Origin of the sequence: Micromonospora sp. WMMD1102 (assembly GCF_029626265.1) — a bacterium.
GTDB lineage: Bacteria > Actinomycetota > Actinomycetes > Mycobacteriales > Micromonosporaceae > Plantactinospora.
Window position 1 is genome coordinate 3,047,458 of sequence record NZ_JARUBN010000001.1, and the last position, 26,593, is coordinate 3,074,050.

26 protein-coding genes are annotated in these 26,593 nt (G+C 73.7%); 12 read left to right on the forward strand and 14 right to left on the reverse strand.

The annotated features are described in order from the left end of the window. Nucleotides 1-31 precede the first annotated feature (31 nt). Both O7626_RS13550 and O7626_RS13555 read right to left on the reverse strand, forming a co-directional pair. Nucleotides 32-1,585, reverse strand: a complete 1,554-nt coding sequence (locus O7626_RS13550; protein ID WP_278061524.1) for an MFS transporter — start codon at nt 1,583-1,585, stop codon at nt 32-34. Between the two features lie 144 nt (nt 1,586-1,729). After that, nucleotides 1,730-1,966, reverse strand: a complete 237-nt coding sequence (locus O7626_RS13555; RefSeq protein WP_278061525.1) for a hypothetical protein — start codon at nt 1,964-1,966, stop codon at nt 1,730-1,732. A gap of 181 nt (nt 1,967-2,147) precedes the next feature. Between O7626_RS13555 and O7626_RS13560 the strand changes: the two genes are divergently transcribed. Next, nucleotides 2,148-3,269, forward strand: a complete 1,122-nt coding sequence (locus O7626_RS13560; RefSeq protein ID WP_278061526.1) for a geranylgeranyl reductase family protein — start codon at nt 2,148-2,150, stop codon at nt 3,267-3,269. Nucleotides 3,270-3,271: 2 nt separating this feature from the next. Here O7626_RS13560 and O7626_RS13565 read toward each other — a convergent pair whose 3' ends face one another. From O7626_RS13565 to O7626_RS13575, 3 genes are all read right to left on the reverse strand, one after another. After that, complete coding sequence (locus tag O7626_RS13565; RefSeq protein WP_278061527.1) at nt 3,272-5,578, reverse strand: heavy metal translocating P-type ATPase; 2,307 nt, start codon at nt 5,576-5,578, stop codon at nt 3,272-3,274. A gap of 117 nt (nt 5,579-5,695) precedes the next feature. Further along, nucleotides 5,696-6,691, reverse strand: coding sequence for a hypothetical protein (locus O7626_RS13570; protein WP_278061528.1), 996 nt, complete (start codon nt 6,689-6,691; stop codon nt 5,696-5,698). 32 nt (nt 6,692-6,723) lie between these two features. After that, a complete protein-coding gene (locus O7626_RS13575; RefSeq protein WP_278061529.1) occupies nt 6,724-6,933 on the reverse strand; it encodes a heavy-metal-associated domain-containing protein in 210 nt (69 codons plus the stop codon). 126 nt (nt 6,934-7,059) lie between these two features. Here O7626_RS13575 and O7626_RS13580 point away from each other — a divergent pair, with 126 nt between their 5' ends. Next, a complete protein-coding gene (locus tag O7626_RS13580) occupies nt 7,060-7,362 on the forward strand; it encodes a metal-sensitive transcriptional regulator (RefSeq protein ID WP_278061530.1) in 303 nt (100 codons plus the stop codon). Nucleotides 7,363-7,448: 86 nt separating this feature from the next. On the opposite strand, the gene O7626_RS13585 is transcribed toward O7626_RS13580, so the two are convergent. The 8 genes from O7626_RS13585 to O7626_RS13620 all read right to left on the reverse strand — a co-directional run bounded on the left by O7626_RS13585 (nt 7,449) and on the right by O7626_RS13620 (nt 14,352). After that, the gene (locus O7626_RS13585; protein ID WP_278061531.1) at nt 7,449-8,015 is read right to left on the reverse strand and encodes a hypothetical protein; all 567 of its coding nucleotides are present in this window, start codon (nt 8,013-8,015) and stop codon (nt 7,449-7,451) included. Between the two features lie 184 nt (nt 8,016-8,199). Further along, on the reverse strand, nt 8,200-9,183 hold the full coding sequence (locus O7626_RS13590; protein ID WP_278061532.1) for a serine hydrolase: 984 nt from the start codon (nt 9,181-9,183) through the stop codon (nt 8,200-8,202). Continuing rightward, nucleotides 9,180-10,523, reverse strand: a complete 1,344-nt coding sequence (locus O7626_RS13595; RefSeq protein ID WP_278061533.1) for a glycosyltransferase 87 family protein — start codon at nt 10,521-10,523, stop codon at nt 9,180-9,182. The genes O7626_RS13590 and O7626_RS13595 overlap by 4 nt, the downstream gene beginning before the upstream one ends. Nucleotides 10,524-10,627: 104 nt before the next feature. After that, a complete protein-coding gene (locus tag O7626_RS13600; protein ID WP_278061534.1) occupies nt 10,628-11,104 on the reverse strand; it encodes a hypothetical protein in 477 nt (158 codons plus the stop codon). Then, nucleotides 11,101-12,264, reverse strand: a complete 1,164-nt coding sequence (locus tag O7626_RS13605; protein ID WP_278061535.1) for a molybdopterin-dependent oxidoreductase — start codon at nt 12,262-12,264, stop codon at nt 11,101-11,103. Before O7626_RS13605 ends, O7626_RS13600 begins: the two co-directional genes overlap by 4 nt. Beyond that, complete coding sequence (locus tag O7626_RS13610; RefSeq protein WP_278061536.1) at nt 12,261-12,998, reverse strand: methyltransferase domain-containing protein; 738 nt, start codon at nt 12,996-12,998, stop codon at nt 12,261-12,263. The genes O7626_RS13605 and O7626_RS13610 overlap by 4 nt, the downstream gene beginning before the upstream one ends. Further along, the gene (locus tag O7626_RS13615) at nt 12,995-13,678 is read right to left on the reverse strand and encodes a DUF2064 domain-containing protein (RefSeq protein WP_278061537.1); all 684 of its coding nucleotides are present in this window, start codon (nt 13,676-13,678) and stop codon (nt 12,995-12,997) included. Before O7626_RS13615 ends, O7626_RS13610 begins: the two co-directional genes overlap by 4 nt. Next, nucleotides 13,675-14,352 (reverse strand): glycosyltransferase family 2 protein, encoded by a 678-nt coding sequence (locus O7626_RS13620; protein ID WP_278061538.1) that lies wholly within the window; start codon nt 14,350-14,352, stop codon nt 13,675-13,677. Before O7626_RS13620 ends, O7626_RS13615 begins: the two co-directional genes overlap by 4 nt. 148 nt (nt 14,353-14,500) lie before the next feature. Between O7626_RS13620 and O7626_RS13625 the strand changes: the two genes are divergently transcribed. Then, the gene (locus O7626_RS13625; protein WP_278061539.1) at nt 14,501-15,949 is read left to right on the forward strand and encodes a hypothetical protein; all 1,449 of its coding nucleotides are present in this window, start codon (nt 14,501-14,503) and stop codon (nt 15,947-15,949) included. Between the two features lie 30 nt (nt 15,950-15,979). On the opposite strand, the gene O7626_RS13630 is transcribed toward O7626_RS13625, so the two are convergent. Then, nucleotides 15,980-17,050 (reverse strand): NAD-dependent epimerase/dehydratase family protein, encoded by a 1,071-nt coding sequence (locus O7626_RS13630; RefSeq protein ID WP_278061540.1) that lies wholly within the window; start codon nt 17,048-17,050, stop codon nt 15,980-15,982. Nucleotides 17,051-17,187: 137 nt separating this feature from the next. Here O7626_RS13630 and O7626_RS13635 point away from each other — a divergent pair, with 137 nt between their 5' ends. From O7626_RS13635 to O7626_RS13675, 9 genes are all read left to right on the forward strand, one after another. Then, the gene (locus O7626_RS13635) at nt 17,188-17,883 is read left to right on the forward strand and encodes a response regulator transcription factor (RefSeq protein ID WP_278061541.1); all 696 of its coding nucleotides are present in this window, start codon (nt 17,188-17,190) and stop codon (nt 17,881-17,883) included. Beyond that, nucleotides 17,876-18,901 (forward strand): ATP-binding protein, encoded by a 1,026-nt coding sequence (locus O7626_RS13640; protein WP_278061542.1) that lies wholly within the window; start codon nt 17,876-17,878, stop codon nt 18,899-18,901. The genes O7626_RS13635 and O7626_RS13640 overlap by 8 nt, the downstream gene beginning before the upstream one ends. Nucleotides 18,902-19,400: 499 nt before the next feature. After that, a complete protein-coding gene (locus O7626_RS13645) occupies nt 19,401-20,123 on the forward strand; it encodes a hypothetical protein (RefSeq protein ID WP_278061543.1) in 723 nt (240 codons plus the stop codon). A gap of 119 nt (nt 20,124-20,242) precedes the next feature. Continuing rightward, on the forward strand, nt 20,243-20,989 hold the full coding sequence (locus O7626_RS13650; RefSeq protein WP_278061544.1) for a GntR family transcriptional regulator: 747 nt from the start codon (nt 20,243-20,245) through the stop codon (nt 20,987-20,989). Between the two features lie 131 nt (nt 20,990-21,120). Then, complete coding sequence (atzF, locus tag O7626_RS13655; protein ID WP_278061545.1) at nt 21,121-22,932, forward strand: allophanate hydrolase; 1,812 nt, start codon at nt 21,121-21,123, stop codon at nt 22,930-22,932. Nucleotides 22,933-22,960: 28 nt separating this feature from the next. Continuing rightward, entirely contained in the window at nt 22,961-23,653 is a 693-nt protein-coding gene (locus O7626_RS13660) for an isochorismatase family cysteine hydrolase (protein ID WP_278061546.1), read from the forward strand. A 74-nt stretch (nt 23,654-23,727) separates the two neighbouring features. Continuing rightward, complete coding sequence (locus tag O7626_RS13665) at nt 23,728-24,435, forward strand: cysteine hydrolase (RefSeq protein WP_278061547.1); 708 nt, start codon at nt 23,728-23,730, stop codon at nt 24,433-24,435. Nucleotides 24,436-24,453: 18 nt separating this feature from the next. Next, nucleotides 24,454-26,196: a regulator gene (locus O7626_RS13670; RefSeq protein WP_278061548.1), complete on the forward strand. Its 1,743-nt coding sequence runs from the start codon at nt 24,454-24,456 to the stop codon at nt 26,194-26,196. Continuing rightward, the gene (locus O7626_RS13675) at nt 26,186-26,578 is read left to right on the forward strand and encodes an AtzH-like domain-containing protein (protein WP_278061549.1); all 393 of its coding nucleotides are present in this window, start codon (nt 26,186-26,188) and stop codon (nt 26,576-26,578) included. The genes O7626_RS13670 and O7626_RS13675 overlap by 11 nt, the downstream gene beginning before the upstream one ends. Nucleotides 26,579-26,593 lie beyond the last annotated feature (15 nt).

Sequence of the window (26,593 nt, forward strand, 5' to 3'; positions counted from 1 at the left end):
CGTGTCCGGTGCCGGGGAGTCGGCGGGCGGGTCAGCCGGTCCGGCCGGCGGTGTCGGTGCGGCCGGCTCCGGCCGGGGTCCCGGGGCGCTCGGTCCGGCTGTCCACGATCGCCGCGACCAGGGCGATCAGCACGAACCCGATGGTCGCCAGCAGAGCGTCCCGGAATGCCCGCGACCAGCCGTCCCCGGTGGCCGCCAGACTGCTGAAGAAGATCGCCCCGACCCCGGCGATCCCGGTGGCGGCACCGATCCGCTGAGCGGTCTGCAACATGCCTGCCGCGCTGCCGGCCTGGGCGACCGGCACCTCGGAGAGCGTGAGGTTCTGGTTGGGGGTGATCACCAGTCCGCTGCCGAGGCCGGCGAGCAGCAGTGGCAGGGCGGTCGCCAGTGGCGCGCCGCGCCCCGGCACGAAGTGTAGGGCCAGGATCACGCCGCCGAGCCCGATCGCGACGGTGGCCAGGCCGATCGCGACCAGCGGCCGGCCGAGCCGGTCCACGATCCGGCCGCCGAGGGCCGCGGTGACCGCCGAGCCGGCCGCGAACGGCGTGATCGCCAGGCCGGCCTGCAGGGCGGTGTAGCGCAGGCCGTTCTGTAGGTAGAGGGTGAACAGGAAGAAGATCGCCACGAAGCCGCCGAAGTAGAGCAGCCCGATCAGGGTGCCGAGCGAGTACGACCGGAGCCGGAACAGGGCCAGGTCGAACAGCGGCTCCCGGCGGCGCCGGTACCGCAGTTCCCAGCCTACGAAGCCGAGCAGCACCAGCAGGCCGGCCGGGATCAGCAGCCACTTGAGCGGCCCCTGCCACTGCTGCCGTTGCACCAGCGGGAGCAGGAGCAGCAGCACACCGAGCCCGAGCAGCAGTACGCCGAACGGGTCGAGGCTGCGCTGTCCGCTCCGCCGCCCGCCGGCGGTCGGCAGCAGTCGCCAGGCGAAGACGATCGTCACGATGCCGACCGGTACGTTGACGAAGAAGACCAGCCGCCAGCCGAGGTGCTGTCCGCCGATTTCGATGAGCCCGCCGCCCAGCAGCGGGCCGATGCCGGTGGAGATCCCGATGGTGGCGCCGAGCAGCCCGAACGGTCGGCTCCGGGCCGCACCCCGGTAGAGCTGCTGGATCAGCCCGATCACCTGCGGGTTCACCAGTCCGGCCGCCGCGCCCTGCAACAGTCGGGCAGCGATCAGCCAGGTCGCCGACTCGGCCAGCCCCGCCGCGGCGCTGGTCAGGGTGAACAGCGCGAGGCCGAGGATGAAGACGTTGCGCCGGCCCCGGACGTCGCCGAACCGCCCCGCCGGCACGAGCAGCAGGCCGAAGGTGAGCGCGTAGCCGGAGAGGATCCACTGCAGGTCGCTCGGGTCGGCGCGTACCGCCTGCTCGATCGAGGGGATCGCGACGTTGACGATGCTGACGTCCAGCAGTGTCATGAACGCGGCGACCAGGCCGATGGTCAGGGCCTGCCGGCGTCGTCGGGCGGCGGTCCGCTCGTCCAGCCCGGCCAGCGGGTCCGGTTCCGGCTCGGCTGGTCGACCCCGGCCGGTGTGCCCGGGTGATCCGCCACGATCCGGTGGACCGCCGTGTGCCGCGCTCATCGAGCCTCGCTGACTGTGCCGCCGCCGGGTCGCCGCGAACGGTGACTGCCGGGGACAGACTACCGCAAAATGCCCTTACGCCTGGTCAACGACCTACCGGCGGCACGCCGTGCCGCCGCCGCTCGGCCTGGCGGCGGTACGCGTTCAGGCGAGCTGCTGCGAGCACCAGCGTGGACCGAAGTCCAGACCCTCCAGCGGGGAGTCCTCGCGGTGCAGCAGGTTCTTCTCGCCGAGCACGTGCAGCGGCGTCGCCAGCTGGTCCGGCGGCAGCCCGACCTCTTCGGCGATGGCCTCCGGAAACGGCACCTGTCCCCGGGCCTCCAGGGTGGTGACCGCCTGGTAGACCCGCTGCTCGATCTCGGTGAGATGTAGCTGTTGCATGGTGACCTCCTCGCCCGCGCACAGCGCGCGGACAGTTCGCGAGATCGCGATTACCCACGGCAACGGCGTTGATGCGTCCGGGCACCGGCTCCGCCACCGATCGTCGGCCGGTGTCCCTTTCCGGTCCCGCCGCCGGTGTCCCTTTCCAGCCCGGCCCGGCCGGTCGCCTAGGCTGCTACCCGTGATCTGGGACGTGGCCGTGATCGGGGCCGGGCCGGCCGGACTCTCCGCCGCGTTCACCGCCGCGCGGGCCGGAGCGCGCACGGTGGTGCTGGAGAAGTCCGCACACCCGCGCTACAAGACCTGCGGGGGCGGGCTGATCGGCACCTCGCTGGCGGTCGCCGCCACCCGGATCGAGGTGCCCGCCGACGACCAGGTGGACCGGGTGACCTTCACCGCCGACGGCCGGCGCGAGTTCACCCGCCGGCACCGTGCCGGGCAGTTGCTCACCATGGTGCGCCGGGAGGAGTTCGACGACCGGCTGCGCGGCGCCGCCGTGGCCGCCGGCGTCGAGATCCGGGAGCGGGTCGCGGTGCGCGGCATCGAACAGGACCCCGACACCGTACGCGTCCGGCTCGCCGACGGCACCGAACTGCGCACCCGGGTGGCGGTCGGCGCCGACGGTTCCGCCGGGGTGACCGCCCGGCAGGTCGGGGTGGAGTACGCACAGGTCGACCTCGGGCTGGAACTGGAGATCCCGGTCCCGGTCCCGCTTCAGGAACGCTGGCGCGGCCGGCTGCTGCTGGACTGGGGCCCGCTGCCCGGGTCGTACGCCTGGGTCTTCCCGAAGGGCGACCGGCTCACCGTCGGCGTGATCGCCGCCCGGGGCGAGGGGGAGCGGACCCGGCGCTACCTGCGGGGCTTCGTCGACCGGCTGGGCCTGTCCGGCCTGGAGCCGGCGCACGACTCCGGGCACCTGACCCGGTGCCGTGCCGACGACTCCCCGCTGCGCCGGGGTCGGCTGCTGGTCGCCGGTGACGCGGCCGGCCTGTTGGAGCCGTGGACCCGGGAGGGGATCAGCTTCGCGTTGCGCTCCGGTGCGCTCGCCGGCACGGCGGCGGCCGGCGGCGACCTCGACGGGTACGTCCGGGCGGTGCACGACCAACTCGTCCCGCCGATGCGGGCCGGACACCGGATCCTCGCCGCGTTCTCCCGGCATCCCGGGATCTTCCACTCCGCCCTGGCCACTCCACCCGGCTGGCGGATGTTCACCGCCTTCTGCCGGGGCGAGACCAGTTTCGACCGCGCCCTGGAACGCCGCCGGGTACGCGCGGCACTCGCCCTGCTGGGCGGGGCGCCGTAACGTCACCCGCCCGGGATGGCCGCCGACGGGCTGCCTACCGGAGCCTCCCGGTATGCCGTGAACCGGCGCAGCCGCAGCGAGTTGCCGACCACGAAGACCGAGGAGAAGGCCATCGCCGCACCGGCGATCATCGGGTTGAGCATCCCGATCGCGGCCAGCGGCAGCGCGGCGACGTTGTAGGCGAACGCCCAGAACAGGTTGCCCCGGATCACCCGGAGCGTCGCCCTGGAGAGCCGGATCGCGTCGACGGCGGCGGTCAGGTCACCGCGTACCAGGGTCAGGTCGGCGGCCTCGATGGCGACGTCCGTACCCGTGCCCATGGCCAGCCCGAGATCCGCCTGGGCGAGCGCGGCGGCGTCGTTGACGCCGTCGCCGACCATGGCCACCACCCGGCCCTCGGTCTGGAGCCGCTTGACCACGTCGAGCTTGTCCGCCGGCAGTACCTCGGCGATCACCTCGTCGATGCCGACCTCGGCGGCGACGGACCGGGCGACCGCCTCGTTGTCCCCGGTGAGCAGCACCGGGGTGAGGCCGAGCCGGCGCAGCCCGGCGACCGCCTCGCGGCTGGTCGGCTTGACCGCGTCGGCCACCACGAACGCCCCCCGGACCCGGCCGTCCCAGCCGGCCAGCACCACCGTCCGGCCGGCGGCCTCGGCCTCCGCGACCGCCGCGCCGAGCGCGCCGGCCGGTTCGAGGCCACGCTCGGCCAGCAGCCGGGCCCGGCCCACCGTGGCCGCCCGGCCGTCGACCGCACCGGTGACGCCGAGTCCCTCGACGTTGGCGAAGCCGACGACCTCGGGATGCGGCCCGGTCCGCTCGGCGGCGGCGGTGGCGATCGCCCGGGCGATCGGATGTTCGCTGGCGTTCTCCAGGGCGCCGGCCAGCCGCAGCAGCTCGTCGGCGTCCTGCCCGTCGGCCGGCAGGATCTCGGTGAGCGTCATCCGGCCGGTGGTGACGGTGCCGGTCTTGTCCAGCACCACCGTCCCGACCCGGCGGGTCGACTCCAGCACCTCCGGTCCCTTGATCAGGATGCCGAGCTGGGCACCCCGGCCGGTGCCGACCAGCAGCGCCGTCGGGGTGGCGAGCCCGAGCGCGCAGGGGCAGGCGATGATCAGGACGGCGACGGCGGCGGTGAAGGCCGCGGTCACGCCGTCCCCGGAGCCGAGCCAGAAGCCGAGGGTGCCGATGGCGAGGGCGATCACGATCGGTACGAAGACGCCGGAGATCCGGTCCGCCAGCCGCTGCACCTGCGCCTTGCCGGTCTGTGCCCGTTCGACAAGGGTCGCCATCTGGGCGAGCTGGGTCTCGGCGCCGACCCGGGTGGCCCGGACGACGAGCCGGCCTCCGGCGTTCACGGTCGCCCCGACCACCTGGTCGCCGGGGCCGACCTCCACCGGCACCGACTCTCCGGTAAGCATGCTGGCGTCGACCGCCGAGGAGCCGTCCTCGACCACACCGTCGGTGGCGATCTTCTCGCCGGGCCGGACCACGAAGCGGTCACCGACCCCGAGCTGGTCGACGGCGATCCGGACCTCGGTGCCGTCGCGCAGCACCGTCACCTCTTTCGCGCCGAGTTCGAGCAGCGCCCGCAGGGCGGCACCGGCCCGGCGCTTGGACCGGACCTCGAAGTAGCGGCCGGCGAGGATGAAGAGGGTGACTCCGGCCGCCGTCTCCAGGTAGATGTTGCCGGCCCCGTCGCTGCGCCCGATGTCGAGGCTGAACGGGTGGGTCATCCCGGGCGTACCGGCGGTGCCGAGGAAGAGCGCCCAGACCGACCAGCCGAGCGCGGCGAGGGTGCCGAGCGAGATCAGGGTGTCCATGGTGGCGGCGCCGTGCCGCAGGTTGGTCCAGGCGGCTCGGTGGAACGGCAGCCCGCCGTACGCCACGACCGGGGCGGCGAGGGTGAGCGAGAGCCACTGCCAGTAGTCGAACTGCCAGGCCGGCACCATCGCCAGCACGATCACCGGTACGGTCAGCACCAGCGACACCAGCAGCCGGGTACGCAGTGCCAGCAGCTCGTCGACCGGCGGCACCGCCTCCGTTCCGGGTTCGCCGGCCGGGCGGGGCGGTGGTGGCAGTTCCGCGGTGTAGCCGGTCTTCCGCACCGTGGCGACGAGTTCGTCCGGGGTGCGGGAGTCGTCGTAGTCGACCGTCGCCCTCTCGGTGGCGTAGTTGACGGTCGCGGTCACCCCGTCCAGCCGGTTGAGCTTCTTCTCGATCCGGCTGGCGCAGGAGGCACAGGTCATCCCGCCGATCTTCAATTCGATCCGGTTGGGCGCCATAGGTGGTCGCCCGGCGGCCGGTGCCATTGCTGCCTCCCGCGTCGCTCGTGCCGTAACTGCTGAATCTGTGTCCGTGGCCGGGTAGGTGTCCGCGGCCGTGTCGGTCGTCTCCGTTGACTGCACCGGTTGGGTCCGTTGGCTGCGTCAGTCGTGTCCGTGGCCGGGCTCGCCGTGCCCCGGCGGCTCCGCACCGGCGGTGGCCGTCGGCGCCGGCTGGTCGGGTGTCGCGCCGCCGCCCGGCGTACCGGCCGGCGCGGGTCCGGTGGGCGGACCGGCGGTCAGGGTGAACTCGGCGGTGCGCACCGCCCCGCCGTGCTGGAAGTCGAGGTAGAGCCGGTAGGTGCCGGCCGAGGGGACGTCGGCGTAGAAGGTGATCTCCGGACCGGCGGGGGTCCGCCCGTCGCCGGGCTCACCGTCCGGGTGCACGTGCAGGTACGCCAGGTCACCCGCCCGGAGCGCGACCAGGTGCCCGTACGCGCCGAGGTAGGGGGCGAGGTCGGTGACCGGTTGCCCGTTCCGGTCGACGGTCAGGGTCAGTTCACTGGTCCGGCCCGGGGTCAGGGTGCCGTCGAGGCGTACCCGGTAGTCGTCGACCTCGGCGGTCGGGGCGGGTGCCGGCAGGGCTCGGGGCCGGAAGTCGCCGGGTACCGCGACGTCGAGCCCGAGGGTGAGCGCCGCCGCGCCGCTGGGCGTGAAGTCGGCGAACGCCCGCCAGCTCCCGGGACCGCTCAGCGGCGAGGCGACCCGCCAGGTGCCGTCGGCGGCCATCTCCGGGTGTACGTGCCGGAAGCCGGACAGGTCCCGCCGGGCCACGATCAGGTGCATCCGCTTGTCGTGTGCCACGTCGAAGCGGGTCACCGGCTGCCCGTCCGGTCCGATGATCCGGAACGCGAACTCGCCGGCCGGAGCCGGTACGCCGGTCAGGGTGTAGCCCCAGTCGGAGACGAGCAGGCCACCCGGCAGCCGGGGCGTGTCGGTCGCGCCGCTGCCGGTGTCGTGCCCGGCCGAGTGGGCGGCGTCGGTCGAGCTGGCGGAGTCGGCGGTGCGTACCGGGCCGGCGAGCTGACCGACCCCGTACGCCGCGCCGAACACCGTCACGAGCCCGAGCGTGCAGGCACTCAGCTTGGTCGCGATGTTCATCGTGCTCTCGTCTCCTCCGGGGGCTTCGGTGGTCAGGGACGGACGAGTTCGTAACCGGCCTCGTCGACGGCGGCGCGGAGTTGCTCCGGGTCGACCGGGGCGTCACTGGTGACGGTGACCGCACCGGCGGACAGGTCGACGCTCACCTCGGTCACGCCCGGGATCGCGCCGACCTCGGTGCTTACCGCGCTGGCGCAGTGGCCGCAGGTCATTCCCTTGACCTGGTAGCTCTCGGTGATCATTACAGTGCTCCCTTCCCGTTCCGACCCTATACCCTAGGGGGGTATGCGATGCGTACGTTACCCCTCGGGGGTATCTGTACACCAGGACCGTAGCATACCCCTGGGGGGTTAGCTATGCTTGACGGCATGACGACACCGTCGGAAACCCCGACCCGCGGCTACACCGCCAGCAAGGACCAGTTGCTCGCGCGGCTGCGCCGGGTGGAGGGGCAGGTCCGGGGGATCGAGCGGATGGTCGAGGACGACCGCTACTGCATCGACGTACTGACCCAGATCTCCGCCATCCAGGCAGCCCTGGACAAGGTCGCGCTCGGACTGCTCGACGGGCACGCCCGGCACTGCATGCACGAGGGTGCCGCCGAGGGACGGGCCGACGAGATGGCCACCGAGATGATGGCCGCGGTCGGCCGCCTGATGAAGCGGGGCTGACCCGCCGGGCGGCAGTCCCGGACTGCTGTCCGTCGGCCGCCCGTCGGTCCGGACGGCCATCCGCCGGTTTCCTAGACGGCTGCCCGTCAGTCCCGGGCCGGGTCGGTCCGGTCACCCGGGCCCGGGTCCGGGAAGAGGTCGACCTGCTCGCCGAGTTCCACCTCGCCGGCCAGGTGGGCCGGCGGCGGCCGGTCGGTCGCCGGCAGTCGCGAGTACCGCCGCCCGGAGCCCTGCTGTGGATCCGGCCGCGAGGTGACCCGGAACGGCACCATCGTGATCGGGGCCGGCGGCGGGTCGAACCTGCGCTCTCCCCAGCGCAGCCAGAGGGCGAGCCGGCCGGCCGCCGCCTCCAGCCGGAGCTTCTCCACGGAACGCCGCCGGTCGGAGTGGTCGACCTCGACCACCACCGGCGCGCCGTCCGGCCGCGCACATCCGACGTCCACTATGGAATGCCGGTGCTCGTACGGCGGCGGCAGCGGCATCACGCTGGCGGCCCGCCGGTACACCCGCCAGCCCTGCGCCCCCGCCCAGGCCGCCACCGAGTCGATCAGCAGCACGGTGACCTCGTCACCAGTCTGGTCGGTGAACGTCAACCGGCCCAGCCAGCCGGACAGCGCGGCGCCGATCCGGGCGCCCTCCTCGGCCTGGTCCACGCTCCGACCGTACCGTCCCAAGGCCCCGGTGCCGGTGCCGGCCGCCCGGTGCCGCCCGGACCGTGTCGACCGCAGCGTGTCGACCGCAGCGCGCCGGTCGCGGTGTCGCTCGCACGGTGTCGCCGCGCAGCGCCGACCGCAGGGCGCCGGTGGTCGACGTGCCGCCGGCCGACGTGTCGGCGGGTCAGCTCATCGCAGGCAGGACGACCCGCTCCAGCACCGTCGACGGCGTCCGCCACTGTTCCGGATCGTTGTAGCCGCCAGCCGTGACGGCCACGACGAGATCCAGGTCCGGCAGGACGTACAGGCGTTGGCCGCCGTTGCCCATCGCGGCCAGCGTCCGCTGTTCCGCGACCTTCTCGACGTACCAGTGGTAGCCGTACCGGCCGCCCCAGCTGGTCGCCAGACGGGGGCGGAGCATGACGTCAATCCACTCGGCGGGGACGATCCGTCGGCCATTCCACGACCCGGCACCGAGCACCAGCTCGCCGATCCTGGCCAGGTCCCGGGACGTGAGCCGCAGCCCGGAGGCCGCCGACGCCACCCCGTCCGACCCGCACATCCACGCCAGGTTGTCGATCTCCAGCGGCCTGAACAGCACCGATCGGGCGTACTCGGCCAGCGGCTTGCCGGTCCCGTCCGCGATCAGTCCGGCGAGCAGCGCCGTCGCGCCACCGCAGTAGCTCCAGCGGACACCGGGTGGCTCGACGACGGGCCGCTCCAGGACGTACCGGTACCGGTACGGGGCGAGTTCCATGGCGATCTCGGCGTTCGCCGGGTTGTCGTACGGCAGGTCCTCCCGCCATTCCAGCCCGAGCGACATCGTCAGCGCGTGCTCGACGGTGAGCCGGGCCCGAGCCGGATCGGCCGCCAGGTCGGAGTACGCCGGGAAGTGCCGCAGCAGCGGCGTCGAGGGTTCGGGGACCAGACCGTCGCCCAGCGCGATGCCGTACAGCAGCGCGGTCACGCTCTTGGTGACCGACCGGAGGTCGTGCAGGGTGTGCGGTCCGAACTCGACGACGCCGAGCCGGATGTTCCAACTGCTGTCCTCGCCGCTGCCGTAGTACTCCAGCACGGTTTCGCCGGCGCGGACCGCGACCGCCGTGTGCAGCCCGTCGAGCTGCCCGGCCCGGAGCGTCTCGGTCAGCCGGTCGTGCAGGGCCGTCAAGGGGTTCCTCCTCGCCAGGGACTCCGCCGAGGATCGCACATCCGGGCCAGCGTCGGGTCGCGCCGCCGGCCGGCCCGGCGCAGGTGCACCGGAAGGAACCCGAGCCAGGCGAGGCCGACCAGCACCCAGAGGTTGCCGTAGAGCAGGCCCCAGCCCCGGAAGTGCCGGTCCCAGCCGTGCAGGTCGGCGAGTACCCAGCTGGTGCCGGCGACGAAGACCAGCCAGGTGAGGCCGGCGGCGACGAACCCGAGTCGGCTGCGGCCCCGCCAGGACCGTACGGCGAGCAGCACCAGCGCGGGTACGCACCAGACCCAGTGGTGGTGCCAGGAGACGGGTGAGACCAGCACGCCGGTCGTCGCGCAGGCGAACACGCCGAGCAGCGCCTCGCCGCGCCGGGCGCAGTACGCCGCCACCGCGATCCCGAGCAGCCCGACCAGGGCGGCCACCGGGAACCAGACCGTACCCGGGTCGGCGGAGTCGGTCAGCCGGGCCAGCGCACCGGCCAGCGACTGGTTCAGCACCGTCCGGGGGTCGGCGGTGACCCGTGAGGTGTCGAGCAGCGCGCCGGTCCAGAACCGCACCGAGTCCTCCGGTCGCCAGGCGAAGCCGAGCGCGACGGTGCCGGCGAAGCCGACCGCAGCGGTGCCCGCCGCCCGGAACCGGCCGGTGGCCAGCAGGTACACCACGAACACGAGCGGAGTGAGTTTGATCCCGGCGGCGATCCCCACCCCGAGGCCGGACCAGCGACGCCGGGGATCGCCGGTCAGGTCGACCAGCACCAGCAGCATCAGGAAGAGCCCGATCTGACCGGCCTGGAGGTGCCCGGAGACCGCGAACGTCGGCAGTGCGGCAAGCCCGCCGGCCAGCGTCGCCGTCGCCCGGTGCTCCGCTGCCACCCCGGCCGCCCGGAGCGTCACCCGGACCGCCGCCAGCAGCGCGAGGACCGAGGCGACCATCCACAGTGCCACGACGGCCGTCATGCCGAGCGACGCCAGCGGCCGGAGCAGCAGCGCCGCGAACGGCGGATAGGTGAAGCCCAGCGCGATGCCGTCGGTGCCGCGGTGACTGGCCTGGTAGAGCCCGCCGTCCCCGGAGGCGGCGGCGGAGACTCCCGCGTGGTACGTCGCCAGGTCGCCCCAGAAACGTCCGGTGCCCTGGTGAACCGCCGCCGCGGCGGCTCCGACGAGCAGCGGGAGCAGCACGAGACCGCCGGTCGGGTACGCCCGCCGGAGGCGCGGCCGGGCCGGCGCGGGCGCCACCGGGAGGCTCGGGCCCGGCCGGTCTCGCGGCGGTGGCTCTCCGGTTCCGCCGGGGGCGGGACCCAGGTGGGTACTGGTCACGGCGCTTTCCTTCCGCCGGCCGGTAGTCCGCATCCGGGGTCCGGGCAGCGGTATGGACGAAAAGGTAGCGATCTCTCCTCTGTCGTTCCTGGACCGAACCTCGATCACCCACGGTCCCCGTCCGCCGGTGCCGCCCTCCCGTTCCGGCCGGTCCGGGCCGCACCCCGGCGGAGCCGGTGGCCGATCGCGAGTCCGCCCCAGAGCACGGCCAGCCAGATGCCGAGCTGTAGCAGGTAGTTCCGGTCCTGGAGCCCCGGATTGGCCGGCCCGGGGGCCGGCCGCCAGAGCAGCGGCACCGCGATCAGGAGCAGGGTCGCCGTGACCGCCAGCCCGGTGCCGATCCGGGCGCGGGTCGCCCGGTCGGGAACCAGCCGGCCGAGGGCGAGTCCGACCAGGCCGACCAGCGGGGCGACCAGCAGGTCGTGCAGGAGCGGACCGGCGAGCAGCCAGGGAAGTAGCGGCCCGGGGCGGGGCAGCACGGTCACGCCGTACGCCGCCGCCGCGAGGCCCAGTCCGATCAGGACGGTCCGGGCGACCCGGATGGTTCCCGTGCCACCGTCCTCCCCGGCGTCCGGCGTCATCCCAGCACCTCCAGCCGGGAGACCCACTTCGTCTGTAGCACTCCAGGGCGGCTCGGGGCGATGATCCGGCACGGATATCCGTGGTCCGGTGCCAGCACCTCCCCGTTGACCCGCAGGGCGAGCAGGGTCAACGGGTCGCCGACGTGCGCCGCCGGCAGTGTGCTGGTCGCGTACAGGCCGGCGGACTCCAGCGAGGAGACCCGCACCGGACGGCCGGTCGGCGCACCGACGGCGGCGAGCAGGTCGGCCACCGGCACCCCGGTCCAGTCCGCCACCGCACTCCAACCCTCCACGCAGGCGATCGGCAGCCGTCCGGTCCGCTGCGGCAGGGCCGTCAGGTCGGCGAGGTCGAGCCGGTGCCGGCCGCCGGGCCAAACGACCTCCAGGTGCCAGTCGGCCGGTACGACGATGCCGGCCGCGGTCGCGGTGCGGTTCACCGGCACCCCCTGCGGTCCGGTGCCCGAACTCCAGGCCAGCGCGGAGACGCGGCGCAGCCACGGAACCGTGCTGCCGGCGGTGGCCAGGACCGCGACCGTGGCCGTGCCGGCGGCGGTGCGCAGGAAGGCCCGGCGGCCGGGCACCGGCTCCCGGTCGAGCCGGCCGGCCAGCGCGGCCCGGGTCACCGGCAGCTTGACGCCGACGTGCACCAGCAGGGCGCCGACCGCCAGCCAGGCCACCGCGTAGTGCGCGGCCGGGAAGAAGAACCGCCACGGGTACGACTGCGCGACGTTGAACACCCCGGTGACCAGCTCGAAGAAGGCGGCGCAGACCAGCACCAGGATGGAGAGCCGTTCGAGTAGGTGCCCGGCCAGCCGGCCCGGCCGGCGGGGTGGCCGGACGAACAGCCGGGGATAGACACTCCACAACTTCGCCAGCAGCAGCGGGATCGCCGCGATCCCGGCGAGCACGTGCACGCCCTGGGTTATCCGGTAGAGGTGCACCGGGCGGCTCGGCCAGCCGAACCAGACCGGCGGTTGCGCGGCGGCGTGGCTGAGTAACCCGGTGACGAAACAGAGCCCGAACGCCACCCCGAGCCATAGTCCGAGCCGGGCCGCCACCGGCGCCGAGTGCGCCGGCCCGGTGAAGTCCTCCGGGCGCGGCGCCCGCGGCCGGCGGACGACGAACCGACCGGCCCGGCGGACCTGCGACCGGCGGGTCATCGGCGGACCAGTTCGGCGAACCAGCGGTCACCGGAGCGCAGCAGCCCGGCCACCCGCAGCCCGGCACCGGCGGCAGGGTGCTCCACCGCCTCCAACCCGACCCGGGCCCAGCGGAACGCGGGTCCACGTCGCGGCCGGCGGTCCGGTCCGATCGAGACGACGTGCGCCAGCCCCTGCCACAGCCCGGTGCCGGGCCGCTCCACCTCGGCCAGCACGCTGCCGTCCGGAGCGAGCAGCGCGGCGCATCGGCGCAGCAGCGCCACCGGGTCGCCGCCGATGCCGATGTTCCCGTCGACCAGCAGGGCGTGTGCCCAGCGTCCCGCGCCCGGCAGCGGGGCGAAGATGTCGCGGCGCACCGCGGCGGCACCCCGGGCCCGGGTCAGTTGAACCGCCCGGGCCGAGATGTCGACGCCGAGCGCCACGACGCCGCGCCGGGCCAGCACCGCGGTAAGCCGGCCGGGCCCGCAACCGAGGTCGATGGTGGGGCCGAGGCAGCGGGCCACCACCGGGATGACCGCCGGTTCCGGTGGCCCGTGCCAGCGGCGGACCGGCAACGGGTACGGCGGCGCGTCGGCGTGCACCAGCCAGTGCTCGGCGCGGCCGGATCCGCTCGGTACACCCGCCCCGGCCAGCCGACCGGACCGGTCGGATCGCCCGGTCGCCCCGACCGTCGGAGCGAGCGGACCGTCGAAGCCGCCGAGGGATTCACCCCGGAACGCACCACGGACACTCATCGGCCTGCCCCGTCTCCGGGCGCCGGGACGCCTACCGCGTCGACGGCCCGGCTGAACCGGCTGCCGGGCAGTCGGTCCGCCACCGCCAGTGCGGCGGGCCAGTCGTCCACGTCGCGCAGCACCGGCAGGGCGGCGACGCGTACGCCCCGGTCCCGCAGCGCGGCCAGGGTCAGCCGCCCGGTGTCGGCGGTGGACGTCGGCACCCGCCGGAGTACGGCCGCGTGCGCCGGGTCACGTAGTCCGAGGGCCCACCAGCCACCGTCGACGGCCGGCCCGAGTACCGCGTCGGTGCCGGTCAGCCGGTGCAGTGCGTCGGCGAGGGTGTCGGGGCGAACCTGCGGGGTGTCCATGCCGATCTGCAACACCGGCAGGCCGGGAAAGGCCGTGCCGATCTCGGCGTGGGCGTGGGCGAGCCGGTCGGCGAAGGTCTCCCCGTGCTGGCGCAGCAGGTGCCAGCCGGCGAGCGCGGTGGCCAGTTCGGCACGGTGTTCCGCGTCGGCGAACCGGCCGGTGTGCGCCAGTACCGGCACGGTCGCGCCGGTGTCGCGTACCGCCGCGAGGGTGTCCAGCAGGGCCGCCGCCGCGATCCGGGCCGCCTGGCGGGGGGTAGCCGGCGGGCAGAGCCGGGTCTTCGCCAGTCCCGCCACCGGAGCCTTGGCGACCACGAGCAGCACGTTCACCGGCCGGCTCCGAGATCCGAGCGGAGCACTCCGGCGAAGTCCCGGGCGGCGCGCAGCGTGCCGCGTACCGAACCGGAGACCTTCGAGGTGGTGCCCGCCGCCCGGGGCGCGTACGCCGTGTCCAGCTCGACGATCCGCCACCCGGCGGCCGCCGCCCGGAGCAGCAGTTCCAGCGGATAGCCGAAGGCCCGGTCCGCCACCCCGAGCCGCAGCAGCGCCGTGCGGCGCGCGGCCCGGACCGGACTGACGTCGTGCACGGGTACGCCCCGGCGCCGCAGCAGCGCGGCGACAAGCGCGTTGCCCGCCCGGGCGTGCCACGGCCACGCCGTCGCCGAGACCGGCCGGCGGCGGCCCACCGCGAGGTCGGCGCGGTCGGCGAGCACCGGGGCGACCAGCCGGGGCAGCTCGCCCGGATCGAACGAGCCGTCCGCGTCGAGGACACAGACCAGTTCCGTCTCGGCCGCCAGCAGGCCGGCGTGCACCGCCGCGCCGTAGCCGCGCCGGGGCTCGGTGACCACCCGCGCCCCGTGCGCGGCGGCGATCTCCGGCGACCCGTCCGTGGAGCCGTTGTCCACCACCACGGCCCGGTAGCCGGGCGGCAGTGCGGCGAGTACGCCCGGGAGTGCGGCCGCTTCGTCCAGACACGGCAGCAGCACGTCGATCGTTGCGCTCATGTCCGGAGACGCTAGGCGGGGCACCGCTGGTGGAGGACAACTCGCGGGCTTACGGAACCCTTACGCCGCAACGGGTCTTACGATTCGCTGACGTCCGGCCCGTCGCCCTGGGGTTCCGGTGCCCGCGCCTCGTACCGTCGCCGTCGCCATGACCATCCGCACCCGGCCGGTACGACCCCGGCACGCCGACGCGGTCGTCGTCACGGTCGAGGCGGTGCTGCTGGCCGCCGCGATCGCGGTCGGCGCGCTGCTCAACGCCCGAGGCGCCGACCTGTACGCCGACGCCGCCCCGCTCTACGCCAGCTGGCGACCGCACGTCGGTCCCGGCACCCCGGTCGCGCTGCTGGTCGCCGTGCTGGTGGTCGGGTACGGCCACCGCTTCGCCCTGGCCGCCTCGTGGCCCCGGCTGCTGGCCGTCGGCTACCTCGGCGCGCTGGCCTGGACGATCTCGCTGGCCCTGGTCGACGGCTGGTCCGCCGGCTTGGCCGACCGGTTGACGGTGCAGGCCGAGTACCTGCACGAGGTGCCCCGGGTGACCGACATCGGCGCGATGCTGGCGGGGTTCACCGGGCGGATCCTCGACTTCCAGCCGGATTCCTGGTCCACGCACACCGCCGGGCATCCGCCGGGCGCCCTGCTGATCTTCGTTTTGCTGGACCGGGTCGGCCTCGGCGGCGGCGCCCTGGCCGGGCTGGCCTGTGTGCTGGTCGGGGCGACCGTGTCGGTGTCGGTTCCGGTGACTCTCCGGGCGCTCGGCGACGAGCGCGCCGCCCGGGCCGGATGGCCGTTCCTGCTGCTGTTCCCCGGTGCGGTCTGGGTCGGCGCCTCGGCGGACGGGATCTTCGCCGGGGTGGTCGCCGCCGGGCTGGCCCTGTTGGCCGTCGGCGGGCGGGGCCGGGCGGCGCTCGGCGGCCTGCTGCTCGGCTTCGCGCTGTACCTGTCGTACGGGTTCGTGCTCGTCGGCCTGCTCGCGCTGACCGTCCTGGTGCTGCGTACCCGGGACCGGGCCGGTGCCTTTCTGGCCGCCGTGCTGGCGGTGGCCGTCGTCGTCGCCGGGTTCACCGCCGCCGGCTTCTGGTGGTGGGACGGCTACCACCTGGTGGTACGGCGCTACTACCAGGGCTGGGCGGCGGACCGCCCGTACGGGTACTGGATCTGGGCGAACCTGGCCGCCCTGCTGCTCGCCGTCGGCCCGGTGCTCGGGCCGGCACTCCGCCGCGCCGTGCTCGCCGGCTGGACCGGCCTGGCGGCCGTGCCGCGCGACGGGGGCGGGGCCGGGCGTGCGGACCGGCGGTCGCGCCGAACCGTCCGCGACGCTGCCCGCCCCTCGGCCGACCGGGTGGGAGTCCGGCCGGGCAGTCGGCTGGCCGGCTCGGGCGGGCCGGCGGTCTGGCTGCCGATCGCCGCAGCGGTGACGGTGCTGGTGGCGGACCTGTCCGGGTTGAGCAAGGCGGAGGTCGAGCGGATCTGGCTGCCGTTCGGCGTCTGGCTACTGGTCGCCACCGCGCACCTGCCGGCCCGGCACCGGTCCCGGTGGCTGGCGGCGCAGGCGCTGACCGCGCTGGCGGTGAACCACCTGCTGTGGACCGTCTCCTGAGACCTGTGGGTCGGCCTGTCGGGCAGCCGCCTACTGTCGCCGGTCTCCCGAGGTCGCCGGTGCGCGCAGCGGCGCGGCGGCGAACTCCGCGACACCCTCGGCGAACGAGGTCCGGGCGGCGAAGCCCAGCAGCCGGCCCGCCCGGGCGGGATCGGCGACCACGTGCCGGACGTCGGCTGCCCGTCCGCCGCCGACCACCACCGGCTCGGGGCCGCCCGTCGCGGTGGCCAGCTCGCGGGCCAGCTCGCCGACGGTGTGCGGCTCGCCGGAGCAGATGTTCACCGCCACGATCGGCTCCGGCGGGGCGGTGTGCAACGCCAGCAGGTTGGCCCGGGCGACGTCGCCGACGGCGACGAAGTCGCGCCGCTGCCGCCCGTCCTCCAACACCTGCGGCGGCCGGCCGGCGGCCAGCGCCGACCGGAAGATCGAGGCGACCCCGGCGTACGGGGTGTCCCGGGGCATCCGCGGGCCGTAGACGTTGTGGTAGCGCAGCGCCCAGACCTGTCCGCCGGTCTGCCGGGCCCACGCCCCGGCCAGGTGTTCCTGGGCCAGCTTCGTCGCGGCGTACGTGCTGCGCGGCTCCAGCGAGGCGTCCTCGGGCACCAGGCCGGGAGCCAGCGGGGCGGCGCAGCGGGGACAGCGCGGCTCGTAGCGGCCGGCGGCCAGGTCGGCGGGCCGCCGCTCGGACGGCCGCACCACCTGGTGCTGGGCGCAGCGGTAGCGCCCCTCGCCGTACACCACCATCGAGCTGGCCAGCACGAGCCGGCGTACCTTCGCGCTGTGCATCGCCGCCAGCAGGGTCGCGGTGCCGAGGTCGTTGTGCCCGGCGTAGTCGGGAGCGTCGGCCGGGTCGAGACCGTGGCCGACCATGGCCGCCTGGTGGCAGACGGCGTCGACGCCGCGCAGCAGTCCAGTCAGCAGGTCGAGGTCGCGGACGTCACCGACGACCGGGCGGTGCCGGTGCGCCCACTCCGGTGCGGCCGCGCCGTGCACCTGCGGCAGCAGCGCGTCCACCGCCACCACCTCGTGCCCGTTGTCGACGAGCAGGTCCGCGACGTGTGAGCCGATGAAACCGGCGGCTCCGGTGACGAGTATCCGCATTCCGGTCACCGTATGGTCTGCCGATGCCCGCGCCGCCGGTCCCGGCCCGGCCGTAAGACTCCCGCAAGATCTCGGCCGACCGGCTTCGGCCGGCGGCGTGGCTACGCTGGCCGGGTGGGACCGGTGGGAGGTGGGTGGTGACGCAGCGGGTGCTGGTGGTCGACGACGACCGGACCGTCAGCGACGTGGTCTGCCGCTATCTGCGGCACGCCGGCTACCAGGTGAGTCACGTCGACGACGGCGCGGAGGCGCTGGCCGCCGTCGCGCGTCGGGCGCCCCATCTCGTCGTACTCGATCTGATGTTGCCGACGATGAGCGGCCTACAGGTCTGCCGGGAGCTGCGCAGGCGGCCGGACGGCATCCCGATCGTGATGTTGACCGCGCGGGGCGACGAGGCGGACCGGATCCTCGGCCTGGAGTTGGGCGCCGACGACTACCTGAGCAAGCCGTTCTCGCCCCGCGAACTGGTGCTGCGGGTCCGCTCGGTGCTCCGCCGGGTCGCCGGTGAGCCGGCACCGGACCGGCCCGACCGGCTCGCCGACGGCGACCTCGAGGTCCGCACCGGTCCCCGGCTGGCGATACTGCGCGGCGCCGAACTCGCGCTGACGCTGCGGGAGTTCGATCTGCTGGTGCACCTGATGCGGCATCCGTCCCGGGCGTTCACCCGGGCCGAACTCCTGGAACAGGTTTGGGGTTGGAACTTCGGCGACCACTCGACCGTGACCGTGCACGTCCGGCGGCTGCGGGAGAAGATCGAACACGACCCGGCCGAGCCACGCCGGATCGTGACGGTCTGGGGCGTCGGCTACCGGTACGAGCCGGCCCATGCGTGACCTGGCGTTCATCTTCTCGATCGCGCTCGCCGCAGCCCTGGCCGTCGGTCTGGCCGGGGCGCTGCTGCTGCGGCGGCTGCGGCGAACCTCGATCACCGTGCACCTGTACGTGCTGCTCGCCGTGACCGTACTGGCGGTGGTCGGCGGCGTGGCCGTGGTCGCCGAGGCGATGTTCCTGTCCCCGCACGACCTGGAGGTCGTGTTGATCACGGTCGCGGCGGCCGCGGTGGTCAGCCTCGCCGTCGGCGGGCACTTCGGGCGGCGACTCGCGGCGGCGGCGGTCTGGACGGCCCAGGCCCGTGAGCGGGAGCGGCGGTTGGAGAAGGGGCGTCGGGACCTGGTCGCCTGGGTCTCGCACGATCTGCGTACCCCGCTGGCCGGGCTGCGGGCGATGGCCGAGGCGCTGGAGGACGGGGTGGTGCACGACCCGGAGACCGTCGGCGAGTACCACCGCCGCATCCGGACCGAGACCGACCGGATGACCCGGCTCGTCGACGACCTGTTCGAACTGTCCCGGATCAACGCGGGGGCACTGCGTCTGTCGCTGACCGCCGTACCGCTGGGTGAGGTGGTCTCGGACGCGTTGGCGAGTACCGCGCCGCTGGCGGCGGCCCGGCGGATCCGGCTCGTCGCGGCCGAGTCCGGCTGGCCCACCGTGGTGGCCAGCGAACCGGAGCTCGCCCGGGTGGTCGGCAACCTGCTGCTCAACGCCGTCCGGTACACCCCCGAGGACGGCACGGTACGCGTCGAGGCGGGCCGGGAACGTGACGCTGCCTGGCTCGCGGTAGCGGACACCTGTGGCGGCATCCCCCCAGCTGACCTGCCCAGGCTCTTCGACGTGGCGTTCCGGGGGGAACCGGCCCGTACCCCCGGCCCGGGGGTCGGTGCCGGCGGGGGTGCCTCGGGTGGCCTCGGCCTCGCCATCGTGCACGGACTGGTCGAAGCGCACGGTGGGCACGTCGACGTGCAGAACACCGCCGAGGGCTGCCGGTTCGTCGTCCGGCTCAGCGCAGCCTGATCGGTAAAGCCGACGGCTACCTGCCGACGGCTACCTTGCCGCTGGGGGATACCTCGCGTGCGGACTGTCGAGCTGGGTGCATGGACGGGGCGCGACATTTCGGGCGTTGTCGCGGGGTGGTGGGCGCACGGGCGGGGCAGCTCGACAGTCTCCGTCCGGGGTGCCGTCTGGCCGCGCGTTGACCGCGACGAAACGGGTCGGATGTCCGGTTCGGGTTCGTGATCGAGTCGGTCCGGCGGAATGTTGGCGGGGGGTCGGTCGTTACATTACGCGTACGGTCGAGTAGTACCGCCCGTGACCTGGGCAGATAGCTGGGCTGGCGGGAATGATCCCGGCCCCCCGGTCGTTACATACGGTGTTCGGCTGAGTGCGGACCGCGCCGTGTCCCCCGCGGGTGCTGGTAGCCCGGCCGAGCCAAGTCTTGAGTTCTGTTTTTCCGATGGCGCCTGCCGTCCCCCCTTTGGCGGGTGTCTCATCCCCGATTGGAAGGACGACCATCATGAACACGATGCTGTTCAGCCGGTGGCTTCCGGCCGTCGAGAAGACGTCGATCGTTCGTAAGGGTGCCCTCGGTGTTGCTGGTCTGGCGTTCGTCGGTGGTGCTGTTGCCGGCCCGGCCGTGGCCGCGCAGGCCAGCCCGGAGCATGTGGGTTCGCCGGTGTCGCAGTCGGTACTGGCCGACAAGGACCACAAGAACGACAAGGACCACAAGGGCGACAAGGGTGACAAGAAGAGCGACAAGGGTGACAGGAAGAGGGATCGTAAGGGTGTGCCGTCGCGGGACCGCCTCGTGCCGCATGGTGTGTCCGGTGAGCAGTCGCGGATTCCGCTGTCGGCCGAGCAGGCTGACAACGTGCGGGCGATTGTCAAGGCGACGAAGAAGGCGGGGATGGACGAGCGTGCCGCGGTGATCGCGGTGGGTACCTCGCTGCAGGAGTCGAAGTTGGAGAACCTGGGTCATCTGGGTGACCGCAACGACCATGACTCGCAGGGGCTGTTCCAGCAGCGTCCGTCGTCGGGTTGGGGTTCGGTGGAGCAGATCACCGATCCGGAGTATGCGACGACCGCGTTCCTGAAGGGTCTGGCGCAGGTTGATGGTTGGCGGGATCTGCCGTTGACCGTGGCGGCGCAGAAGGTACAGGTGTCGGCCTTCCCGCAGGCGTACGCGCAGTGGGAGGACCAGGCAGCCGACCTCGTCGCCGAAGCCTGGAACAACAGCTAACCAGCTACCGAGAACCACCCGCTGGCCGGGTCCCCACCACAGGGGACCCGGCCAGCGGCGTACCCGGCCACCTGTCGGCCCGGGACCGAGTCGGTCGGGGTGGGTGGCAGACTCTTGGCGTGACCGAGTCAACCGAGCGGGCCGTCAGTCTCGGCGATGACGCCGCTCGTGACCCGGCCGGACAGCGCGGGCCGGTCTCGTCGTACCGCAGTGCCGGACCGGCCGTGGACGGCGAGCTGGAGAGTGCGAGTCTCGTCGAGCTTGCCGTACTCCGGCTGCGTCGCGAGATCCTGAGCGGCAAGACCCGGCCGGGGGAGCGGCTGGTCGAGGAGCAGCTCACCAGACGGTTGGGGATCAGTCGGGCCCCGCTGCGCGAGGCGTTGCGGCTGCTCGCCCAGCAGGGACTGGTCGAACACGTACCCCGGCGGGGTGCCCGGGTGGCCACCCTCTCCGACCGGGACGTCCAGGAACTGTACGCGGTGCGCGACGTCCTCGAACGGCACGCGGTGCGTGCCGCCCTGCCGATCCGTGTGGTGACGGAGCTGGCCGGGCTGCGGGCGGCGTTGGGTGGGATGCGCGAGGCGATCGAGGCCGGCGACCGGCTCGGTGTGGCCGAGGCGCACCGGGCTTTCCACGTCGAACTGGTGGCGCTCGCCGGCAACCGGCAGCTCTCCGCCGTCTACGAGGCGATCCTGCTGAAGTTGCAGCTCTACATGGCGCTCAACCTGCGCCGGGAGGCGGAGGTGGCGCAGCCCGGCGACGGTCTGCACCGGCACGAGCGACTGCTCGCGGCGGTCGCGGACGGCGACCCGGAGTCGGTGATCGAGGTGCTCGCCTCACACGGCGCCCGGTCCTACCTCGGCTGACTGCCCTCCTGTCCTACCCGGGTTGACCGGCCCGCCCCGGGCGGGAGCGTACGGCGCCGGCCGCCGGCCGCGACACATCGTCGTTACCTCGGTGGCGTTCCGTCGAAACAGAACTGTCGACAATCGTTTGTATGCCAGAGCCGATCGGCACCGCGACGGAGCTGCGGTCCGGGTACTCGACCGGCGAACTGACCACCATGGAGGTCGCCGAACGGGTCCTCGCCGCCCTTCCCGAGCCCGCCGGGGACGCGGTGTGGATCAGCACCGTTCCGGCCGGGCAGCTCCGCCACCGGGCGGCGGAGCTGCATCGGCGCCGGACCGAACTGGCCAGCCTGCCGCTGTACGGGGTGCCGTTCGCGGTCAAGGACAACATCGACGTCGCCGGGCTGCCGACCACCGCCGGCTGCCCGGAGTTCGCGTACCGTCCGGAGCGGACGGCTCCGGTGGTCACCCGGCTGCTCGACGCCGGGGCGATGCTGGTCGGCAAGACCAACCTCGACCAGTTCGCCACCGGGCTGACCGGAGCCCGTTCGCCGTACGGAGCGGTGCAGAGCGTCTTCGGCGGCGGTCTGATCTCCGGTGGTTCCAGCTCCGGTTCGGCGGTCGCGGTCGCCGCCGGCACGGTCGCGTTCGCGCTGGGCACCGACACGGCCGGCTCCGGGCGGGTGCCTGCCGCCTGCAACGGGATCGTCGGGCTGAAGCCGACCCGAGGGCTGCTCAGCACCCTCGGCGTGGTTCCGGCCTGCCGGTCGCTCGACTGTGTCTCGATCTTCTCCCGCAGTGTCGACGACGCGGCGGCGGTGTTCGCGGTGGCCACCGGCGTCGACCCGGACGACCCCTGGAGCCGGGCACTGCCGGCCGGGTACGTCGCCGGGCGGGAGCCGTCGGCGGTGCGGCTCGGCGTACCGCGAACGGAGGACCTGGACTTCTTCGGCGACCTCGGCCAGCGGGACCGGTTCGCCGCTGGGCGGGACCGGCTCGGCAACCTGGTCGGCGGCACCGAAACGGTCGGCATCGGGCCGCTCTTCGAGGCCGGTGACCTGCTCTATCAGGGGCCGTGGGTGGCGGAGCGGCTGGCCGACCTCGGCGACTTCCTCCAACGCCGGCCGGACGCCGTACTGCCGGTGACCCGGGAGGTGCTGGAGAAAGGTCGGCGCCACGACGCCACCGACCTGTTCCGGGCGTGGCACCGGCTCCGGGAACTGCGCGCCTGGGCGGACCGGTTGTGGCAGCGGATCGACGTACTGGTGGTGCCGACCGTTGGCACCACGTTCACGCTCGCGGAGATCGGCGAGGACCCGATCGGGCGGAACCTGATGCTCGGCAGGTACACCCAGTTCGCCAATCTGCTGGACCTGGCGGCGGTGAGCGTAGCCAACGGGTTCACCGCGGCCGGCCGGCCGGCCAGCCTGACCCTGCTCGGGCCGGCCTTCAGCGACGGCACCCTGACGAGGCTCGCCGCCGCGCTGACCGGCCGGCCGGATCCGCTCGCGGACCGGGCCGGCAACTGCCCCGAACCGCCGCCGGACGGCGACCCGCGGGTGCTGCTCGCGGTCGTCGGCCGGCACCTGCGTGGCGAGTCCCGCAACTCCGAGCTCGTCGAGCGGGGCGCGACCCTCGCCGGCCTCGCCCGGACCGCGCCGCTCTACCGGCTGTACCGGCTGCCCTCCGACGACGGTGTCGGCCTGCCGAGCCTGGTCCGGGTCGGCCCGGGGCGGGGCGCGGCCATCGAGATCGAACTGTGGCGGCTGCCGGTCGACGCGATCGGTGGGCTGCTGCGCGGAGTGCCCGCGCCACTCTCCCTCGGCTGGCTGCGCCTGCACGACGGCCGGGAGGTGCTCGGGTTCCTCGCCGAGGCGTACGCGACCGCCGTCGCGACCGCCGAGGACATCAGCGCCGCCGGGGGCTGGCGAGCCTACCGGCAGGGCACGCGTACCGGTTGACCACGCCCGTCCGAAGGGAGCAGCCCCCATGCCCCGCATCGGCCCCGTCAAAGCCGACCCCTACCTCTGGCCGTACGACGGTTCGGCACCCGCCGAACGCACCGCACTGCTCTGCATCGACTGGCAGGTCGACTTCTGCGGCCCCGGCGGCTACGTCGACAGCATGGGCTACGACATCGGGCTGACCCGGGCCGGCCTGCCGGCCACCGCCCGGCTGCTTGCCCGGGCCCGGGAGATCGGCCTGCTGGTGGTGCACACCCGGGAGGGCCACGACCCGGAACTGTCCGACCTGCCGGCCAACAAACGCTGGCGATCCGCCCGGATCGGCGCCGAGATCGGTGCCGCCGGTCCCTGCGGCCGGATCCTGGTCCGGGGCGAACCCGGCTGGGAGATCGTGCCCGAGGTCGTCCCGGTCGCCGGCGAGGTGGTCGTGGACAAGCCCGGCAAGGGTGCCTTCTACGCCACCAACCTGGACCTGGTACTGCGGACCAGGGGCATCACCCACCTGATCCTGACCGGCATCACCACCGACGTCTGCGTGCACACGACGATGCGGGAGGCGAACGACCGGGGCTACGAGTGCCTGATCCTCTCCGACTGCACCGGGGCGACCGACCCGACCAACCACGCGGCCGCCCTGCACATGGTCACCATGCAGGGCGGGGTGTTCGGCTGCGTCGCCAACTCCGCCGACGTCCTCGCCGCGATCACCGAGGACTGAGTTCTCGCCGCACCCGCCGGCTTCCCTCCCGCCGGATCTCCTCCCCACGGAACCCTTTTACCCAAGGACGACCCATGCCGATCGTCGACGCGCGTCCCCACCCGTACACCTTCGACCTGGCCACGACCGCGTTGCTGGTCATCGACATGCAGCGGGACTTCCTCGAACCCGGCGGCTTCGGCGAGAGCCTCGGCAACGACGTCGCCGAGCTGCGCCGCACCATCGACCCGCTGGCCGCGCTGCTCGCGGTGGCCCGGCAGGCCGGGCTGCCGGTGGTACACACCCGGGAGGGCCACCTGCCGGACCTCTCCGACTGCCCGCCGGCCAAGCGGGACCGGGGTGCCCCCAGCATGCGGATCGGCGACCCCGGCCCCAACGGCCGGATCCTGATCCGGGGGGAGTACGGCCACGACATCGTCGACGAGCTGGCCCCGGTCGACGGTGAGCCGGTGGTCGACAAGCCCGGCAAGGGTGCCTTCTACGCCACCGGGCTCGACGCCCTGCTCGCCGATCGTGGCATCAGCAGCCTGCTGGTCACCGGCGTGACGACCGAGGTCTGCGTGCACACGACGGTGCGGGAGGCGAACGACCGCGGTTACGAGTGCCTGGTGCTGGCGGACTGCGTCGGCTCCTACTTTCCCGAGTTCCAGCGGGTCGGCCTCGACATGATCGCCGCGCAGGGCGGCATCTTCGGCTGGGTCGCCGACTCGACCGCGCTGACCGCCGCCCTGCGCACCGCGGCTGCCGGTCAGCCCGCCCCGTCCGTCCTGCAACCCTCCTGATCGCGAGGAGTGCCCGTCATGGCAAGAAGCACCGAACGCGCCGCCGCGAGCCTGCCGCTGTGGGTACGCGGTGACACCAACGCCTTCTTCGGCTTCGGCGTCAACGTCCTGGTCAACGTGTTGACCCTGACCGCTCTCTGTCTCGGTGTCGTCCGGCTCTCCTCCGGCGACGTCTTCGGCACCATCCTGCCGGCGCTGGGCATCGCCCTGGTCGCCGGCAACGTCTACTACACCGTGCTGGCCCGCCGGCTGGCCCGCCGGGAGAACCGCACCGACGTCACCGCGCTGCCGTACGGGCCCAGCGTGCCGCACATGTTCATCGTGATCTTCGTAATCATGCTCCCGATCTACCTGCGTACCCAGGACCCGCGGCAGGCCTGGCAGGCCGGGGTGGCCTGGGCGTTCATCATCGGCGTCATCGTGCTGGTCGGCGCGTTCGTCGGACCCTACATCCGGCAGTACGCGCCCCGGGCCGCGCTGCTCGGCACGCTCGCCGGGATCTCGATCACGTTCATCTCGATGAACCCGGCCGGCCAGATGTGGCGGATGGCCTGGGTCGCCCTGCCGGTCTTCGCGTTGCTGCTGATCGGGCTGCTCACCGACGTACGCCTGCCCGGCAACCTGCCGATCGGCCTGGTCGCCCTGCTGGTCGGTACCGCGATCGGCTGGCTCGGCGGCGCGATGTCCGTGCCCGACGTCTCGGCGGCGGCCGGCGACATCGCGCTCGGACTGCCGTCGTTGCAGTTCGGGCTGCTCTTCGACGGCCTCGCCGAGATGGCTCCACTGCTCGCCACGGCGATCCCGCTCGGTGTCTACAACTTCACCGAGGGGATGACGAACGTGGAGAGCGCGGCGACCGCCGGGGACAGCTACAACCTGCGCAGCGTACTGCTGGCCGACGGGGCCGGTGCGGTGATCGGTTCGGCGCTCGGCTCCCCGTTCCCGCCGGCCGTCTACGTCGGGCATCCGGGCTGGAAGGCGGCCGGTGGCCGCAGCGGGTACTCGATGGCGACCGGCGTGGTCATCGCCGTACTCTGCTTCCTCGGCATGTTCGGGCTGCTGGCGACGATCTTCCCGACCGCCGCGATCGTGCCGATCCTGCTCTACATCGGCCTGCTGATCGGCGCGCAGGCGTTCCAGGCGACGCCCCGGATCCACGGTGCGGCGGTGGTCGCCGCGCTGGTGCCGAACATCGCGGCCTGGGCGACCGGGCAGATGGACAACGCGCTCGCCGCCGCCGGCACCACCGCCGCCGAGGTCGGCGACTCGGCGCTGGCCGGGGCCGGTGTCGTCTACGACGGGCTGCTGGTGCTCGGCCAGGGTGCGATCCTGGCCGGTCTGGTCCTCGGCGCGGTGGTGGTGTTCATCATCGACAAACGGTTCGGCCGGGCGGCCGTCTTCGCCGGGGTGGGCGCGGTGCTCTCCTTCGTCGGGCTCATCCACGGCGAACGGATCGAGTGGAACGCCAACGGGCAGGTCGCGCTCGGCTACCTCTTCGTGGCGGTGCTCTGCGGCCTCTTCGCGCTGGCGAAGATCCCACCTCGGGAGCCGGACGCGGAGGAGCTGGAGCTGGACCGCCAGCACGGCGCCGGGGGCGCCCGGCCGGCGGAGCCTGGTACGCCGTCGCCGGTGACCCCCGCGGCCGGAAAGGACGAGCCGGTCGCCTCGCCGTCGGCCGGCGCTGTGAAGGCCGACACCGAGGACGAGCCGGTCGCCTCGCCGTCGGCCGCCGGAGCGGAGGCCAACACCGGTGGACGTTGACCGGCCCGAGGTGGTCGCCGAGGTCGCGGCCGAGTTCGCCGGTTACGAGGCGGCGCTGGTGGCCGGGGAGGTGGACGCGATCGTCGGGTACTTCTGGGCGTCGGCCCGGACGGTCCGGTTCGGCGTCGCCGACCACCAGATCGGCATCGAGGAGCAGCGGCGGTGGCGGTCGGCGCAGCCGCCGCTGCCACCGGGCCGCCGCCTGTACGGCACGCTGATCAGCACCTTCGGCACCGACACGGCGGTGGTGAACACCTTCTTCGACTATCCCGGCGGCGCCGCGACCGGCCGGCAGACCCAGACCTGGGTACGCCTGCCCGTCGGCTGGCGGATCGTCAGCGCGCACGTCTCCGAGTACGCCCCCGTGCCGGCCCGCTCCTGAGCGGACCGTGCGCCG